This window comes from Rhizobium sp. GCM10022189 (genome assembly GCF_042656325.1).
Classification (GTDB): domain Bacteria; phylum Pseudomonadota; class Alphaproteobacteria; order Rhizobiales; family Rhizobiaceae; genus Rhizobium.
In genome coordinates this window covers 22,110-38,268 of record NZ_JBHSOR010000047.1, presented here as the reverse complement: position 1 = coordinate 38,268, position 16,159 = coordinate 22,110, and the positions used below count along the sequence as shown (strand labels likewise).

The 16,159-nt window shown below is 62.2% G+C and carries 20 protein-coding genes; 9 read left to right on the top strand and 11 right to left on the bottom strand.

All coding sequences use genetic code 11. The features are described from left to right. Positions 1 to 8: 8 nt before the first annotated feature. From sdhA to sdhC, 3 genes are read right to left on the bottom strand one after another with little or no spacing between them, the layout of a single operon-like run. The gene (gene sdhA, locus ACFPWW_RS20230) at positions 9 to 1,850 is read right to left on the bottom strand and encodes a succinate dehydrogenase flavoprotein subunit (protein ID WP_162702949.1); all 1,842 of its coding nucleotides are present in this window, start codon (positions 1,848 to 1,850) and stop codon (positions 9 to 11) included. A gap of 7 nt (positions 1,851 to 1,857) precedes the next feature. Further along, the gene (gene sdhD, locus ACFPWW_RS20225) at positions 1,858 to 2,238 is read right to left on the bottom strand and encodes a succinate dehydrogenase, hydrophobic membrane anchor protein (RefSeq protein ID WP_112571911.1); all 381 of its coding nucleotides are present in this window, start codon (positions 2,236 to 2,238) and stop codon (positions 1,858 to 1,860) included. 11 nt (positions 2,239 to 2,249) lie between these two features. After that, positions 2,250 to 2,642 carry a succinate dehydrogenase, cytochrome b556 subunit gene (gene sdhC / locus ACFPWW_RS20220; RefSeq protein WP_112756509.1) on the bottom strand — a complete coding sequence of 131 codons (393 nt, stop codon included), beginning with the start codon at positions 2,640 to 2,642 and terminating at the stop codon, positions 2,250 to 2,252. Positions 2,643 to 2,945: 303 nt separating this feature from the next. Here sdhC and ACFPWW_RS20215 point away from each other — a divergent pair, with 303 nt between their 5' ends. Continuing rightward, on the top strand, positions 2,946 to 3,440 hold the full coding sequence (locus tag ACFPWW_RS20215) for a hypothetical protein (protein ID WP_377313066.1): 495 nt from the start codon (positions 2,946 to 2,948) through the stop codon (positions 3,438 to 3,440). Here the strand turns inward: ACFPWW_RS20215 and ACFPWW_RS20210 are convergent. From ACFPWW_RS20210 to tsaD, 5 genes are read right to left on the bottom strand one after another with little or no spacing between them, the layout of a single operon-like run. Then, positions 3,407 to 4,084, bottom strand: a complete 678-nt coding sequence (locus tag ACFPWW_RS20210) for a class I SAM-dependent methyltransferase (RefSeq protein WP_377313065.1) — start codon at positions 4,082 to 4,084, stop codon at positions 3,407 to 3,409. The genes ACFPWW_RS20215 and ACFPWW_RS20210 overlap by 34 nt on opposite strands. A 6-nt stretch (positions 4,085 to 4,090) precedes the next feature. Further along, positions 4,091 to 4,522, bottom strand: a complete 432-nt coding sequence (locus ACFPWW_RS20205) for an EVE domain-containing protein (protein ID WP_112572867.1) — start codon at positions 4,520 to 4,522, stop codon at positions 4,091 to 4,093. Positions 4,523 to 4,527: 5 nt separating this feature from the next. After that, entirely contained in the window at positions 4,528 to 4,821 is a 294-nt protein-coding gene (locus ACFPWW_RS20200; RefSeq protein ID WP_377313064.1) for a YciI-like protein, read from the bottom strand. A 9-nt stretch (positions 4,822 to 4,830) separates the two neighbouring features. Then, the gene (locus ACFPWW_RS20195) at positions 4,831 to 5,814 is read right to left on the bottom strand and encodes an NAD(P)H-dependent glycerol-3-phosphate dehydrogenase (RefSeq protein ID WP_377313063.1); all 984 of its coding nucleotides are present in this window, start codon (positions 5,812 to 5,814) and stop codon (positions 4,831 to 4,833) included. After that, positions 5,811 to 6,908, bottom strand: coding sequence for a tRNA (adenosine(37)-N6)-threonylcarbamoyltransferase complex transferase subunit TsaD (gene tsaD / locus ACFPWW_RS20190; RefSeq protein ID WP_377313062.1), 1,098 nt, complete (start codon positions 6,906 to 6,908; stop codon positions 5,811 to 5,813). Before tsaD ends, ACFPWW_RS20195 begins: the two co-directional genes overlap by 4 nt. Before the next feature lie 72 nt (positions 6,909 to 6,980). On the opposite strand from tsaD, the gene hemC reads away from it, so the two are divergent. From hemC to ACFPWW_RS20160, 6 genes are all read left to right on the top strand, one after another. Continuing rightward, on the top strand, positions 6,981 to 7,910 hold the full coding sequence (gene hemC, locus ACFPWW_RS20185; protein ID WP_377313061.1) for a hydroxymethylbilane synthase: 930 nt from the start codon (positions 6,981 to 6,983) through the stop codon (positions 7,908 to 7,910). 5 nt (positions 7,911 to 7,915) lie between these two features. After that, on the top strand, positions 7,916 to 8,623 hold the full coding sequence (locus ACFPWW_RS20180; protein ID WP_377313060.1) for a uroporphyrinogen-III synthase: 708 nt from the start codon (positions 7,916 to 7,918) through the stop codon (positions 8,621 to 8,623). Positions 8,624 to 8,691: 68 nt separating this feature from the next. After that, entirely contained in the window at positions 8,692 to 9,963 is a 1,272-nt protein-coding gene (locus ACFPWW_RS20175) for a mitofilin family membrane protein (RefSeq protein WP_377313059.1), read from the top strand. Positions 9,964 to 9,965: 2 nt separating this feature from the next. Then, positions 9,966 to 11,573, top strand: a complete 1,608-nt coding sequence (locus ACFPWW_RS20170; RefSeq protein ID WP_377313058.1) for a heme biosynthesis protein HemY — start codon at positions 9,966 to 9,968, stop codon at positions 11,571 to 11,573. Positions 11,574 to 11,591: 18 nt separating this feature from the next. Continuing rightward, positions 11,592 to 12,077 (top strand): TerB family tellurite resistance protein, encoded by a 486-nt coding sequence (locus tag ACFPWW_RS20165; RefSeq protein ID WP_112572882.1) that lies wholly within the window; start codon positions 11,592 to 11,594, stop codon positions 12,075 to 12,077. Then, on the top strand, positions 12,067 to 12,810 hold the full coding sequence (locus ACFPWW_RS20160; RefSeq protein WP_377313057.1) for a glutamine amidotransferase: 744 nt from the start codon (positions 12,067 to 12,069) through the stop codon (positions 12,808 to 12,810). The genes ACFPWW_RS20165 and ACFPWW_RS20160 overlap by 11 nt, the downstream gene beginning before the upstream one ends. Here the strand turns inward: ACFPWW_RS20160 and ACFPWW_RS20155 are convergent. Continuing rightward, positions 12,791 to 14,035, bottom strand: a complete 1,245-nt coding sequence (locus ACFPWW_RS20155; protein WP_377313056.1) for an MFS transporter — start codon at positions 14,033 to 14,035, stop codon at positions 12,791 to 12,793. The genes ACFPWW_RS20160 and ACFPWW_RS20155 overlap by 20 nt on opposite strands. 140 nt (positions 14,036 to 14,175) lie before the next feature. On the opposite strand from ACFPWW_RS20155, the gene ACFPWW_RS20150 reads away from it, so the two are divergent. Both ACFPWW_RS20150 and ACFPWW_RS20145 read left to right on the top strand, forming a co-directional pair. After that, positions 14,176 to 14,466 (top strand): YggT family protein, encoded by a 291-nt coding sequence (locus ACFPWW_RS20150; protein ID WP_112572932.1) that lies wholly within the window; start codon positions 14,176 to 14,178, stop codon positions 14,464 to 14,466. After that, entirely contained in the window at positions 14,463 to 14,774 is a 312-nt protein-coding gene (locus ACFPWW_RS20145) for a DUF167 domain-containing protein (protein ID WP_377313055.1), read from the top strand. The genes ACFPWW_RS20150 and ACFPWW_RS20145 overlap by 4 nt, the downstream gene beginning before the upstream one ends. Before the next feature lie 3 nt (positions 14,775 to 14,777). Here the strand turns inward: ACFPWW_RS20145 and ppa are convergent, their stop codons facing one another. Both ppa and ACFPWW_RS20135 read right to left on the bottom strand, forming a co-directional pair. Then, positions 14,778 to 15,314, bottom strand: a complete 537-nt coding sequence (gene ppa / locus ACFPWW_RS20140) for an inorganic diphosphatase (protein WP_112572889.1) — start codon at positions 15,312 to 15,314, stop codon at positions 14,778 to 14,780. Between the two features lie 148 nt (positions 15,315 to 15,462). Then, positions 15,463 to 15,969 carry a GNAT family N-acetyltransferase gene (locus ACFPWW_RS20135; protein ID WP_112572891.1) on the bottom strand — a complete coding sequence of 169 codons (507 nt, stop codon included), beginning with the start codon at positions 15,967 to 15,969 and terminating at the stop codon, positions 15,463 to 15,465. Positions 15,970 to 16,159: the final 190 nt, after the last annotated feature.

Here is a 16,159-nt window from a genome sequence, read left to right as displayed (position 1 = left end):
TCCTCTGATCAGTATACGCGCGCCTTCGGCTCGATCTTGTGAGGATCGATGCCGTCTGCGATGAGGTCGGTGTGGACAGGCCGGTAGTCGAGCTTCACGTCGCCTGCCTCGTTTACCCAGGCGAGCGTGTGCTTGCGCCAGTTGACGTCGTCGCGGCCGGCGAACGGACCGGACGTATAGTCTTCGCGGGCATGCGAACCGCGGCTTTCCTTGCGCGCCTCGGCGCCGTAGATCGTCGTGATGGCATTGGCCATCAGGTTCTGCAGTTCCAGCGTCTCGACAAGGTCGGAATTCCAGATCATCGAGCGGTCGGTGACCTTGATGTCCTTGAGTTCGCCCCAGATTTCCGAAAGGCGGCGGCAGCCGGATTCCAGCGATTCCTGCGTGCGGAACACGGCGGCGTCTTCCTGCATGGCGCGCTGCATCTTCTCGCGCAGCACCGCCGTCGGCGTACCGCCATTGGCGTAGCGCAGGCCGTCGAAACGGTCCATGATCTTGTCGCAGGCAGCAACATTCAGCGCCGGCACGGGTTCGTTGCGGTCGATGATCTCGCCGGCGCGGATAGCGGCGGCGCGTCCAAAGACCACGAGGTCGATCAGCGAGTTGGAGCCGAGGCGGTTTGCGCCGTGAACCGAGGCGCAGCCGGCTTCGCCGACAGCCATCAGGCCGGGAATGACGCGTTCCGGATTGGCGCTGTCGGCATTCAGGACCTCGCCCCAGTAGTTCGTCGGAATGCCGCCCATGTTATAGTGGACGGTCGGCAGGACCGGGATCGGCTCGCGGGTCACATCGACGCCGGCGAAGATCTTGGCGCTCTCGGAAATGCCCGGCAGGCGCTCGTGCAGAACGGCCGGATCAAGATGGTCGAGATGCAGGAAGATGTGGTCCTTGTTCTTGCCGACACCACGGCCTTCGCGAATTTCCAGCGTCATGCAGCGCGAAACGACGTCGCGCGACGCCAGATCCTTGGCCGACGGCGCATAGCGCTCCATGAAGCGCTCGCCCTCGGAATTGACGAGATAACCGCCTTCGCCGCGCGCACCTTCCGTGATCAGACAGCCGGAGCCGTAGATGCCGGTCGGATGGAACTGCACGAATTCCATGTCCTGCAGCGGCAGGCCGGCACGTGCGATCATACCGCCGCCGTCGCCGGTGCAGGTATGGGCCGACGTTGCCGAGAAATAGGCGCGGCCGTAACCGCCGGTCGCAAGCACCACCATCTTGGCGGCGAAGCGATGGATCGTGCCGTCGTCGAGGCACCAGGCAACGACGCCGGTGCAGCGGCTGCCATCGTCGGACATGATGAGGTCGAGCGCGAAATATTCGACGAAGAATTCGGCGTTGTTGCGCAGCGACTGGCCATAGAGCGTGTGCAGGATCGCGTGGCCGGTACGGTCGGCGACAGCGCAGGTGCGCTGCACCGGCGGACCTTCACCGTAATTCTGCATGTGACCGCCGAACGGGCGCTGGTAGATCTTGCCTTCCTCGTTGCGCGAGAAGGGCACGCCGTAATGCTCCAGCTCATAGACCGCCTTCGGCGCTTCCATGGTGAGATACTGCATGGCATCGACATCGCCGAGCCAGTCGGAACCCTTGACGGTGTCGTAGAGGTGCCACTGCCAGCTGTCTGGCGTCATGTTCTGCAGCGAGGCGGCAATGCCGCCCTGGGCGGCAACCGTGTGCGAACGGGTCGGGAACACCTTGGTGATGCAGGCGGTGCGGAAGCCCTGTTCGGCCATGCCGAGCGTGGCGCGCAGGCCGGCGCCGCCGGCGCCGACGACGATGACGTCATAGGAATGGTCGACATAGGTGTAGGCCTTCCCATTCTGAGCGGGTGAAGACGGTGCCATGATACGGTTATCCTACGAATGCAATTTTCAGAATGGCGAAGAGACAGAGGCCGGCGACGAGAACCGCAAAGAACGTGTTCAGCATCAGGAGCAGCAGCTTGCCGATCTCGCCGTGAACGTAGTCTTCGATGATGACCTGCATGCCGAGCTTCATGTGAATGGTGCCGGAGATGACCACCAGACCCATGACGACGGCAACGAACGGGTTCGAAAGCGCTCGAACCACATCGGCATAAGGCGCGCCGGCATAGACGATCATGAAGATCGCGAAGAAGATGATGAGGGGCACGTTGGCGACGGCCGTCAGGCGCTGGCGCCAGAAATGGTCCGTCCCTTCCTTGGCGGAGCCGAGGCCGCGAACCTTGCCCAGAGGAGTGCGCATATCCATGAGTGCGACCTTCAGAAGCGAATGATGAAGCCGATCACCCAGACCAGCACGGTCAGACAGAGCGATCCGATGATATTGGCGATGGCGAGCTTGGTCGAGAATTCCTTCTCGAAGCCATATCCGAGGTCCCACATGAAGTGACGGAAGCCGCCGAGCAGGTGGTGGATCAGCGCCCAGGTATAACCGAGCAGGACAAGCTTTCCGATAAGGCTGCCAAGCACCCAGTTGGCCCAGTCGTAATAGGCCTGGCCGGTGGCGGCCGCGATCAGCCACCAGGCGACCAGCAGCGTACCGAAGTACAAAGCGCCACCGGTGATACGGTGAACGATGGACATGACCATGGTGGGAATTGGCTTGTAAATTTGCAGATGCGGCGACAGGGGCCGGTTTGTCACATTCGCCATCAGAACCTCGCGGCGTCTTCTCTTTGCCCTTGATGTCAGGGGCTTTTCTCTGTCAACCACACGAATGACAAAATTCTGTGTGCGTTGCATCAATCTCGACGTTTAATCACCGAAATCCCTGACGACAAGCATAATTGCTGCCTGCTTTTAATTTAATCGATTCGCGTTACCGGGAAGTTTTCATGACCGCGAAACTCGTCTCTTTCGCTCAATTTTTAAGCTGACCACACGCCTGCGTGGACAAGATCAGGCTTTTGGCGCAATCTGGCGTTAACGATTTGTTAGCGTTTCGGAGTTTGGCCCATGTTTCGCAGTCTGTCCAAGACCGCCCTTGTTGTCCTTGCGGTGCTGACGGCACTGCCTGCCGCGGCCGGAGAGCGCAATGCCGATCATCGTTTTCCGCGCCATCGCGGCTTTAACGACGGCGTGTTCCTTGGCAGGCATACCCATTGGGAGAATGGCCTGCACTTCACCCGCAACCACGTCGTCCGCTATCGCCCCCGAACGCCTTTTCTGAAGCAGTTCAACTATCCGGGGGTAAGCCGTTACGGCCGCGGCAATATCGTCGTCATCGCGTCCCCGTCTGCGAACTATGATCGGAATACCCCAGGCAACGGTCTCTACGCCGGTTCCTCCTATGCCTATCAGACGGATGGCGGAACCTATGTCGGGGGCGACGGGTACTATCGTGCGGCCGCGCCCGTACGGGAGCTTGTGCCGAGAGCCAAGGTCATCGATGTCGGGATTGCCGACGATCCCTGCTCTTATGAAGCCAATGTCTGCGTCATCAGGCCCTGAGGCCTGAACCGCCAGACACTCGTCTTCTTGATCTCGCTGTCTTCCAGCGCTCGTGTGACCGGCACTTCATAGACTGCCCGCAATTCCAGCCTGTCTTTCGGCAGATAAGCTCGCCCCGGATCGCCGACAAGCACGTCCTTGCCAGCGTCTGCCAGCGCCTCGAACCACGGTATCAGCGCGGCAGCGAAAGCCTTGTCGTAAAAGACATCGCCCGCAAGCACGACATCCGCGTCTATGTTCTGGCCGATGAGATCGGAGCCGGTGAAATCCAGCGAAACTGAATTGGCCGCCGCATTCAGCCGCACCGCCGTCTGCGCCCACGGATCGATATCGGCCGCCAGCACCTTTGCGGCTCCTGCCTTGCCCGCGGCAATTCCCACCAGTCCGGAACCGCTCGCAAAATCGAGGACATGCTTGCCGCGAACCGTCTCGGGATGATCGAGAACATAGCGGGCCAGCCCCTGCCCGCCCGCCCAGGCGAAGGCCCAGAAAGGCGGCGGCAGGCCGATTGCCTCCAGCTCCTCTTCCGTCTTCAGCCAGAGCTCATGAGCTTCGCTCGCCAGGTAGAGCCGGATTTCCGGCACATGCGGCGGCGCAAGCAGGCTGGTATTGGCGCGGATGAAGATTTCCGGATCGGTTTTCACGGCTGCTCAGCGCGGCGGGTTGTCGAGGCCGCCCATACGGCAGACTTCAACCCATTCCTCGTCCGTCACCGGCTGCACGGAAAGCCGCATCGACGTGACCAGCGACATCTTGGACAGCTTCTCGTTTGCCTTGATGTCCTTCAGCGTCACCGGCTTCGGCACATCCATAACCGCGCGGATATCGACGCAATCCCAGCGGTCGTCGCCCTTGGCCGTCGAATCCGGATGCGACAGCGCGCAGACCTCGACGATACCGACGATCTCCAGCCCGTCATTGGAATGATAGAAGAAACCCTTGTCGCCGATCTGCATGGCCCGCATATTGTTGCGTGCCAGGTAGTTGCGCACGCCGGTCCATTCGGTGCCCTTCTCGCCCGCCGCCTTCTGCTGTTCCCAGGACCAGGCCGAAGGCTCGGATTTGTAAAGCCAGTGTGCCATCCCGCTCAAGCCTCCGGCTTGTTGAAGACCCAGTTGAAGGGCTTCACTTCGACGCTTTCGAAAAGACCGGCCAGCGCGTAAGGGTCGGCCGCGCCAAGCGCCTTGGCCTCGTCAACCGTTTCGGCATGGACGATTACGAGGCTGCCGTTCGGCTTGCCTTCCGCGTCGAGGAACGGGCCGGCCATGGCAAGCCTGCCCTCGGCATTCAGCCTGTTGAGATAATCGAGATGGGTCGGGCGCGTTTCCATACGCACGTTGAGATGGCCGGGCTTGTCCTTGCAGAGAAGGGCAAAAAGCATGTCTGTCTCCTATTCGGTCGTAATCGGACGTGTCATCAATTGTTCGATGGCTTCGGAAATGCCAAGCTTGCCCTCGATGATCGCCGAAACCGCATCGGTGATCGGCATCTCGACACCGAGTTCTCCGGCAAGCCGCGAGGCAACCGCCGCTGCAAAAGCGCCTTCCACCAGCTCGCCACGGGACGGATCGACCTTTTCGCCGCGCCCGAGCGCAATGCCGAAACGCAGGTTGCGCGACTGATGGCTGGTTGCCGTCAGCACCAGATCGCCGAGGCCGGAAAGCCCCCGTGCCGTATCGGCATGGCCGCCCTTGGCAACGATGAGGCGCGACATCTCGGCAAGCCCGCGGGCAATCAGCGCGGCACGCGCCGAATCGCCAATGCCGCTGCCTTCGACGATACCACACGCAATCGCCAGAACGTTCTTCAAAGCGCCGCCAAGCTGCACGCCGATACGGTCCGCCGAAGCATAGAGCCGGAACGTGCGGCCGGAGATCGCCTGCGCCAGCCGCTCGGCCACCTGCATGTCGGCGGCGGCAATCGCCATGGCCGTCGGCAGCCCCTTGGCGATATCGGCGGCAAAGCCCGGGCCTGACAGCACGCCGACAGGATGATCGGGCAGTTCCTGCTCCAGCATGTCCGTCAAAAGCGCGCCGGTCTTGCGTTCGATGCCCTTGGCGCAGGTGACGACAACCGCATCCTTAGCCAGATAAGGACCATACTGCCGTGCGGCATCCGCCTGTGCCTGCGAGGGCACGGCAAAAAGCACAATGCCGGCCCTTCCGATCGCGTCCGCATCGGCGGAAAATTCCAATGCTTCAGGCAGCGGAATGCCGGGCAGCACAGCCTCGTGCCGTCGTTCGGTCTTCAGATCTTCCATCAGCGCGGGATTGCGGCCGACGAGAACGGCCGAATTTCGCCCGGTCAGGGCGATGACGGCGGCAAGCGCCGTGCCGAAAGCCCCCGATCCGACGACCGCGATGCGCTCGCTCATGCCTTGGCTCCTCGCTTCCCGAAGCCGATCAGCGTCTCGGCCCTGGAATCGAGCGGCCAGCGCGAGCGCGGCTGCACGTCGAGATCGTCAGGCGCAACTCCCTTGGCCATACGCTCCAGTCCCGCCCAGGCGATCATCACGGCATTGTCGGTGCAGAGCCTGAGCGGCGGCGCGATGAAGCGGAAACCGTTCGTGTCGCACAGCGCCTGCAAGGTGCTGCGGATTTCCTGATTGGCGGCGACACCGCCGGCAACCACCAGCGCCGGCTTTTGCGGCAGATTGGCGAATTGCGCCTTGAACCGCTGCAGACCGCGGCCGATACGATCCTTCATCGTGCGGGAGATCGCCTTCTGGAAAGAGGCGCAGATATCGGCGACATCCTGATCGGTCAGCGGCGCGATTTCGGTCGCCGCCTGCCGCACGGCCGTCTTCAGGCCGGAAAAGGAAAAGTCGAGCCGTGCTTCGCCGACCAGCGGCCGCGGGAAATTGAAACGATCGGCATTGCCTGCCTGCGCCATCCGCTCCACCGCCGGACCGCCGGGATAGGGAAGGCCCAGCAGTTTTGCCGTCTTGTCGAAGGCCTCGCCGAGCGCATCGTCGATCGTCGTGCCCCAGCGTTCATAATCGCCGATACCCCGCACGAGGATGAGCTGCGTATGGCCGCCGGAGACGAGCAGCATCAGATAGGGAAAGGAAAGCCCGTCCGTCAGCCGCGCCGTCAGCGCATGGCCTTCCAGATGGTTGACCGCATAAAGCGGCTTGCCGGCCGCCCTGGCGATCGCCTTGCCGGTCATAAGCCCCACAAGCAGGCCACCGATCAGGCCGGGACCTGAGGTCGCCGCGATCGCATCGACATCCGAGAGCGACACATTGGCGCGCTTCAGCGCCTCGTCGATGAGCTCGTCCAGCGCCTCGACATGGGCGCGTGCGGCGATCTCCGGCACCACGCCGCCATAGGCGCTGTGCTCGTCCAGCTGGGAAAGAACGACATCCGACAGCACGTTGGAGCGGCCTTCCGCATCGCGCTCGACGACTGCGGCGGCCGTCTCGTCGCAGCTTGTCTCGATGCCGAGAATGCGCAGAAAGGGAGCCATGAAACCTGTTCGTTGATTGCGATAGGGATTAAACCCGTTTACGAGAACTCCGGTAACAACGGATCAAAGCGGATGCAAACAAAACCTTTCCGGATCGGCACGCGCGGCAGCCCGCTGGCGCTGGCACAGGCACACGAAGCCCGCGATCGGCTGATGGCAGCCCACAACCTGCCGGAGGAGATGTTCGAAATCGTCGTGCTGACGACCAAGGGCGACCGCATCACCGATCGTTCGCTGGCCGAGATCGGCGGCAAGGGACTTTTCACCCAGGAACTGGAGCAGCAGCTCGTCGCCGGTGATCTCGATTTCGCCGTGCATTCCAGCAAGGACATGCCGACGGTCCTTCCGGAAGGCCTCTACCTTTCCGCCTACCTTCCGCGCGAAGACATCCGCGACGCCGTCGTCGGGCGCACGGCACCAAAGCTGATCGACCTGCCGCATGGCGCAACCGTCGGCTCGTCCTCGCTTCGCCGCCAGGCCCTCATCCGCCGCATGCGGCCCGATATCAACGTCATCACCTTCCGCGGCCTTGTCGACACACGCTTGCGCAAGCTACGGGAAGGCGAGGTTGACGCGACGCTTCTGGCGCTTGCCGGTCTCAAGCGTCTCGGCAAGGTCGAGGTCATCACCGACATTCTCGATCCGGACAGTTTCCCGCCCGCCCCGGCACAGGGCGCCATCTGTCTCGAAAGCCGCATCGGCGATGCCAGGATCGATGAGCTGCTGGCGCCAATCAACGATGCGCCGACCTTCGACACCGTCTCCTGCGAGCGCGCTTTCCTTGCCGCTCTTGACGGATCCTGTCGCACGCCGATCGGCGGTTATGCCGTTTGCGAGGGCGATCAGCTCCGCTTCTCTGGCCTCATCCTCACGCCGGACGGCCGCCACCAGCATGCGATCACCATCGACGGTCATCGCCGCGATGCGGCTGCACTCGGCACCCGCGCCGGACAGGATGTGCGTGCAAGGGCCGGCAGCAGCTTCTTCGAGGACTGGAGCTAGTCCTTATGCGCGTGCTCGTCACCCGTCCGGCGCATTCGGGCGAGCGAACCGCTCAACGTTTACGCGAGCTGGGCCACGAACCGCTCTTGCTGCCGCTTACCCGCCCCGTGCACGACATGGCAGCCGCGCGCCAGGCTCTGGAAACAACCGCCGGGCCGATCGCCGCAACGAGCGCCGAAGCGGTGCGCAGCTTGGAGCCCCTGGGCGAGGCACTTTCACGCCACCTTTCGCGCCATGTCTTTGCCGTCGGCGAAACGACAGCCGACGAGGCCCGCAGGCTGGGGTTCCGCTCGGTCACGGCGTCATCCGGCAGCGGCCGCGAACTGGCCGACTTGATCGCGGCAGACAATATCGACGGACTCGTCTATCTCGCCGGCAATCCCCGCGCCGAAACCTTCGAGGCGCGACTGAAGGAGCTCGGGCGGCATTTCTCCGTGGCCGAATGTTACCGGATGGAGCCGCTTGCTCCCAACCCGGAAACCGTGACGGCTCTTCTGACGAACAACCCTCCCGATGCGGTTCTTTTCTACTCGCGTCAGACGGCCGGAAATCTGTTTAATATCCCGCAGGTGGAACCCCTTCTGCTGCGGCTGCCGAAGATCCGTCTCATCTGCCTCAGCAACACTGTTGCGGAAGCTGTTCCACCGCTTTTGAGGAGAGCCCTGGAGATTTCGCCGCTGCCGGATGAAAAAAGCCTTTTGTCGCTGCTTTGAAGGCTTTAGCCGCCCAAATTTGATCTAACCTCTTCCCTTAATTGCCATCCCTGTCTAGTTTCGTTGCAATGCAGGATAATGAGGACCTCATGGTATCGGGAAATCCGCCACGCCACTCGAAGAGCTCCGACGAACCGGTCACGATCGACCTGGACGCGCAGGACTTCGCCTCGGCGAACGATCCTGGGAAACCTGCCGACGAAGCCCCGCAAGCGGCCGAAAGTGCCCCTGCCACCGAAGCCGTAACCACCGCGCAAGCCCAGGGGGAACCACTGTCGGAACATGAGAGCGAGCGCGCGGCAGGCGCACAGGAAGAGCCCGCGTCCAAGGAGCCGCCACCATCGGAAGCGGCGCAGTCGCTTGCGCCACAAAGGGGCGCGGTGACATCCGGCCTGATCGCCGCGGGCATCTTCGGCGGCCTCGTCGCGCTGGTTGGCGCCGGCGCCATTCAATATGCCGGTTATCTGCCGGGCTCCTCCACCCGGCCGGACAACGCGGTCGAGATGGCCGATCTTTCCGGCGAGATCGAGGGCCTCAAGCAATCCGTCGCAAGCCTTGCCGCCAATCCGCCGGCTGCCGATAACAGCGCCCTCGAAAGGCGTATCGCGGCCCTCGAAACGGCCCCTCCGGCATCGGTGCCCGGGGCATCGCCCGGCTCGGCCGATGTCGAAGCACTCAACCGGAAGATTGCAGATCTGACCGCTCAGATCGACCAGTTGAAGACGAGCCTTGCGCAGACCACCGAGCAGCAGGCCTCCAGCGGTGCCGATATTTCCAGCCGTCTTGCCGAAGCCGAAAAGAAGCTGAACGAGCCGCGCGAGGATGTTGCGGTCGCCCGCGCCATCGCAGCCGCGGCCCTCAAGGCCGCAATCGACCGCGGCGGTCCCTTCATCGCCGAACTCGATACGTTCGCCGGCGTCGCGCCGGATGATCCGGCCGCGACCGATCTGCGCGGCTTTGCCGAAACCGGCGTGCCCTCGCGCGCCGAGCTGATCCGCCAGGTGCCCGATGTCGCCACTGCCATCGTCGAATCCGTCAACCAGCCCGATCCCAACCAGAGCTGGTCGGACCGGTTGATGTCGAGCGCCAAATCCCTGGTGTCGGTCCGCCCCGTCGGCAATGTCGAAGGTGAAAGCGTGGAGGCGATTGCAGCGCGCATGGAGGACAAGGTGAAGAACGGCGATCTGCCCGGTGCAGCCACCGAATGGAACAGCCTGCCCGCCGCCGCCAAACAGGCGTCCGCGGCCTTCAAACAATCGCTCGAGGCCCGCATCCGCGTCGAGGATCTCGTCGGCAGCGCACTCTCCAAGGCCGTTTCCGGCACCGGCAAGGAAGGATGAGCATGGTCCGCCTGGTTGTCTTTGCACTCCTCGTCCTCATTCTCGCCTATGGCTTCTCCTGGCTTGCCGATCGCCCCGGCGATCTGTCGCTGATCTGGGAGGGCCAGATCTATCAGACCAAGCTGATCGTCGCGGCAAGCGCCATCATTGCGCTGGTCGCGGCCGTCATGGTGGCCTGGTGGCTCGTTCGACTGATCTGGACCTCGCCGCATTCCGTGACGCGCTATTTCCGCGCCCGCAAACGTGATCGCGGCTACCAGGCCCTGTCGACCGGCCTCATTGCCGCCGGCGCCGGCAATGCGCTGCTCGCCCGCAAGATGGCGGCCCGCTCGCGCGGCCTCATCCGCGCCGATCAGGAGCCGCTGATCAATCTCCTGGAGGCGCAGGCCGCCCTTATCGAAGGCCGCCACGACGAGGCGCGCTCCAAGTTCGAGGCCATGGCCAACGACCCGGAGACCCGGGAGCTCGGTCTGCGCGGCCTCTATCTTGAAGCCAAGCGCCTCGGCGCCAACGAGGCCGCCCGCCAATATGCGGAAAAGGCCGCCGACAACGCGCCCTATCTGCCTTGGGCCGCGCAGGCGACGCTCGAATATCGCAGCCAGTCCGGCCGCTGGGACGATGCCATCCGCCTGCTGGAACAGCAGAAGGCTGCCAAGGTGATCGAAAAGGCCGAGGCAAACCGTCTCCATGCGGTGCTATTGACTGCACGCGCCGATGACCAGCTGGAAAGCAATCCCGCCGGCGCCCGTGATAACGCCTTGCAAGCGCTGAAACTGTCCGCGGATTTCGTGCCCGCCGCCCTTATCGCCGCAAAGGCGCTGTTTCGCGAAGGCGGCATCCGCAAGGCCGCTTCCATCCTCGAGCAGGCGTGGAAGGCCGGACCGCATCCGGAGATCGGCCGCGTCTATGTCCGCGCCCGCAGCGGCGATTCCACGCTCGATCGACTGAAGCGCGCCGAGCGGTTGGAAGGCATGCGGCCGAACAATGTCGACGCCCTTCTCGTTGTTGCCCAAGCCGCGCTCGACGCACAGGAATTCGCCAAGGCCCGCGCCAAGGCAGAGGCCGCTGCCCGCATCGAACCGCGCGAAGCCGCTTTCCTTCTGCTTGCCGATATCGAGGAAGCCGAAACCGGCGATCAGGGCCGCGTCCGCCACTGGCTGGCACAGGCGCTGAAGGCGCCGCGCGATCCGGCCTGGGTTGCCGATGGTTTTGTTTCCGACAAATGGCTGCCGGTCTCGCCAGTGACCGGTCGCCTCGACGCATTCGAATGGAGGGCACCTTTCGGCCAGCTCGAAGGCCCCGTCGAGGAAGGGTCGGCCGTTTCGATCGAGACGGCACTGAAGACCTTGCCGCCGCTGCGTGAAACCCGCCCGGAAAGCGTGGTCAACGACCACCGCATCATCGAGCTCGAACGGGCCGCGACGATCGCCGAAGCCGTTCGCCCCGCAGCACCGACGCCGGCATCGGCAAAGGCTTCCGAACCGTCCACCTCCCGGCCGGCTCCCGCCGCGCCCGAACCGAAACCTTTCTTTGGCGGCCTGCCGGATGACCCTGGCGTCCGCGATCCCAAGATGGAACCGGAACCCAGGACGCGGCTCCGCCTCTTCTGAATTGGAACGAAAAACCGTATGTTCGAACGCTTTCAGGCATTCTTCCAGAATCTGACCGCCGACCGTCCGAAATCAGGCTTTGCCCCCGATGACCCGCGTATCGCGGTCGCCGCGCTCTGCATGCAGGTCATGGAGGCCGACGGCCAGATCAAGGACAGCGAGAAGAAACGGCTGCGCAAACTGCTCAAGGAGCAATATGCGCTCGACGGCAAACAGCTCGACGCCTTGATGGCCGCCGGACTGGAAGCCGAAAGCACGGCGGTCGACTATTTCCGTTTCACGTCCGATCTGAAGAGACATCTCGATACCGAACAGCGGCTGGAACTGATCGGCATTCTCTGGGATATCGTCTATGCCGATGGCGAGCGCAGCGAAATGGAAGATCACGTGATCTGGCGGATCGCCGATCTCCTGGGCGTTTCCTCGCGCGAGCGTATCCAGAAGCGGCAGGAGGCTGCCGCGCGGGTCACGGATGCACAGGTGGTGCAGGACGATGCCGACTGACAGGATCGTAAGGGGCGACAGGCGCCCCATTCTCATCATTCTTCATCAGGAGCGCTCCAGCCCCGGTCGTGTTGGCCAGCTTCTCGTCGAGAAAGGCTACGATCTCGATATCCGCCGTCCGGTCCTCGGCGACAGCCTGCCCTCCACGCTCGACGACCATGCCGGCGCGGTGATTTTCGGCGGCCCGATGAGCGCCAACGATCCCGATGAATTCGTCAAGGCCGAGATCGACTGGCTGGAGGTGCCGCTCAAGGAAAACCGTCCCTATCTCGGCATCTGCCTCGGCGCACAGATGCTGGCGCGCCAGCTCGGCAGCAAGGTCGCGGCCAATCGTGACGGATCGACCGAAATCGGCTGGTATCCGCTGCATTCCACCGAGAAGGGCCGGCTTTTGATGCGCTGGCCGAAAATGGTCTACCACTTCCACCGGGAAGGTTTCGAGCTGCCGCATGGCGCCGAGCTGCTGGCATCCGGCGACGCCTATCCCAATCAGGCTTTCCGCTACAATGGCAATGCCTGGGGTCTGCAATTCCACGCGGAGCTGACGCGGGCAATGATGCACCGCTGGGTCGTCCACGGCGCCCACCGCTTCATCCTGCCGAACGCGCAACAGGGACGAGAACACCTTGAAGGCCGCATGCTGTTCGATGCGCCGCTGAAGGCTTGGCTCGACGATTTCCTGGATATCGTTTTCGAGAGCAGGACGGCAGCGGCTACGCCGCTTCTCGTATAGGCGCGTCGAGAGTATCGATCTTCCTGAGCTTGGGAAAACTGCTTGCCCAGATGGCGGCCACGGCAAGCGTGCCGATGCCGCCGATGATGACGGCCGGGACGGCGCCGAAGACCGAGGCCATGGTACCCGCCCGGAATTCACCAAGCTCGTTAGACGCGCCGACGAAGACCGTATTGACGGCATTGACGCGTCCCCGCAGATGATCCGGTGTCCAGAGCGCGATCAGGCTCTCGCGGACATAAACGGAAATCATATCTGCAGCGCCCATGATGGCGAGTGCCGCGATGGAAACCTCGGTATTGGTCGACAGCCCGAACACGATCGTACCCAGGCCGAATGTCGCCACGCCGATGAACATATATAGGCCGGCTTTGTGCTTGAGCGGATAGGCTGCAAGGAAGATCGCCATGATGATGGCACCGACACCCGGCGCCGAGCGCAGCAGGCCGAGGCCCCAGGGACCGAGCGTCAGGATATCGCGCGCAAAGATCGGCATCAATGCGGTCGCGCCGCCCAGCAGGACAGCGAAGAGATCGAGCGAGATGGCGCCAAGCACCACCTTCTCCTCCCTGATATAACGGAAGCCGCCGAGGATCATGTCCCAGCTCTTGGCCTCGCCCGTCGTCTTCTGCGGCGGCTTGGGAATCATGTAGAGCAGGATCGCGCCGAGCGCGGAGAAGATGACGGCAACCCAATAAGCCGTCGAAGCGCTGACGCCGTAGAGCAGGCCGCCGAGCACGGGGCCGGTGATCGCCGCCAGCTGCCAGGACGACGAATTCCAGGCGATCGCGTTGGAGAGATCCTTTTCCGGCACGAGGTTCGGCGCAAGCGACTGCACCGCCGGCGTCATGAAGGCGCGTTCGACACCGAAGATCAAGAGCACGACGAAGACGGGGATCGGTGAAAAGCTGCCAGTAATCGTCATCCCCAGGAGCGCCAGCGTGCAGAGCGCACTGACGAGCGAGCAGATCGAAGCGATGGCGCGCCGATTGTGCCGATCGGCCACCGAACCGGTGACAAGGATCAGCACCAGAGACGGCAGGAACTGCACAAGGCCGATCAGGCCGAGATAGATGGCGCTCCCCGTCTGGTCATACATTTGCCAGCCCACCGCAACGCTGACGATCTGCTGCGAGAAGGAAAGCAGGAACCGCGCGAAGAAAAAGCGGGTGTAGGACGGATGCCGGAACGCGGCAAAACGATCTCCGGAGGACGAAAGCGGCATGAAGCTTTTTCCGAGGAAACGGGCGCCAAAAGCCATGCAAAAGCGGCCGTTAAACATGATTCACCGTGGGCTTCCACACGGCACTTGCTCGTTTAGTCGCCAATGTCTACATGTCTGTCAACAACGAATTGGAGACGACGATGATTGCGCTGTTTCAAACCATTGATTTGGCTTTGCAAATTTATACCTGGATCCTGATCGCCAGCGCTATCTTCTCCTGGCTCTATGCATTCAACGTCATCAATTCCAGCAACCAGTTCGTCAATCAGGTCGGGACGTTCCTCTATAATGTCACCGAACCTGTACTGCGCCCGATCCGTCGCCTGCTGCCCAATCTCGGCGGCATCGACATCTCGCCGATCATCCTGTTGCTGATCATCTTCTTCCTGCGCTCCTTCCTCTGGACGACAATCTATCCGCTGGTCGTTTGAGCCCGCCCTGGAAGAAATTTGACGATCATATCCGCCTCGCCGTCCGGCTGACGCCGAACGGCGAGCGGGATGCCATCGACGGTATCGAATCCGATGGCGAAGGCGGAATGCTGCTAAAGGCGCGCGTCACCGCCGTCCCGGAAAAGGGGAAAGCCAACAAGGCGCTCATCGCATTCATCGCCAAATCGCTCGGCATCGCCAAATCCTCAATCGAACTCGTCTCCGGCGGCACGTCGCGTAAAAAAATCCTCCGGATCGATGGCGACCCGGAGGATTTGATCAGAAAGCTCGAAGCACTCTCAGCCTGAAGATCAGGCTTTTTCCTTCTTGGCCCGCTCGATCGCTTCCAGGATGAGCGCGCCGGCTTCCTTGGAATCGCCCCAGCCGTAGATCTTCACCCACTTGCCGGGTTCCAGATCCTTGTAGTGCTCGAAGAAGTGCTCGATCTGCTTCAGCGTGATTTCCGGAAGGTCGGTGTAATCCTTGACCTTCTCGTAGCGCAGCGTCAGCTTCGGCGAGGGAACGGCAATGATCTTCTCGTCCTTGCCGGAATTGTCTTCCATCTTCAGAACGCCGATCGGGCGGACGTTGATCACACAGCCCGGGACCAGCGGGCGGGTGCTGGCGATGAGAACGTCGATCGGGTCGCCGTCTTCGGAAAGCGTGTGCGGAACGAAGCCGTAGTTGCCCGGATAGGTCATCGGCGTGTAGAGGAAACGGTCAACGACCAGCGTGCCGGCTTCCTTGTCCATTTCATACTTGATCGGATGACCGCCGACCGGAACCTCGACGATAACGTTGACGTCTTCAGGTGGATTCTTACCGATTGAAACGGCGTCGATGCGCATAGGAAACTCCCGGGAGGTTGAATTGCTCGAAGCCAGTTAATCGGTTTCATGACGCAACGCAACATACCTCGCAAGCAATGCTTAACATGCGAGGGGCTACAATATCTATATTTTCTAATGGAAGATGTGGTGACCGCGCCGTCCGCAATCAGTTCCAGATGAAGCCGATCTTTTTGATCTGCTTATGGTCGAAATTTTCCATGCCTTCGCAGAAATCGATTCCGCCATGGTCGCGATAAAAGCTGGCGGCATTTTCGTTTTCTTCCAGGCACCAGACGACCAGGCCATTACAGCCGAGGGACTTCAACAGCCTGCGGGCCTCACCGAAAAGCAGCTTGCCGAGGCCAATGCCCTGATATTCCGGGCGCAGATAAAGCTCGTAGATTTCGCCTTCCTGAGGCAATGCGCGCGCGCGATTGAGACCGAGGGTGGCATAACCGGCAACGGTTCCCGCCACGTCCAGAACGAGCAGCGTCGCCGGGCCGCGCGTGGCTTTGCGCCACCAGTTCTCCCCGCGCCGCTCGATCATCTGGGTCAGAGCGCGATGCGGAATGATACCCGCATAAGTATGCTGCCAGGAAAGCCGGTGAGCTTCCGAAATGGCTCGGGCATCGTGCGGTTCGGCCCGCCGGACATCGATCGACAACGTCTTCATAACGCTTACTCTGGTCCTGCCGGAGGCAATTAACCATATGCGGCGAGCGCATGGTGATCGATTGCCCACAGGCTTGATATGTGGACGACAAGCAAATTTTAACGCTTTTTTAACGATTGTCACAAGCCGGAATCGACGCAGCGCACAATAAAAAACCCCGACGCAAAGGCCGGGGTTTTCGAAGGATATG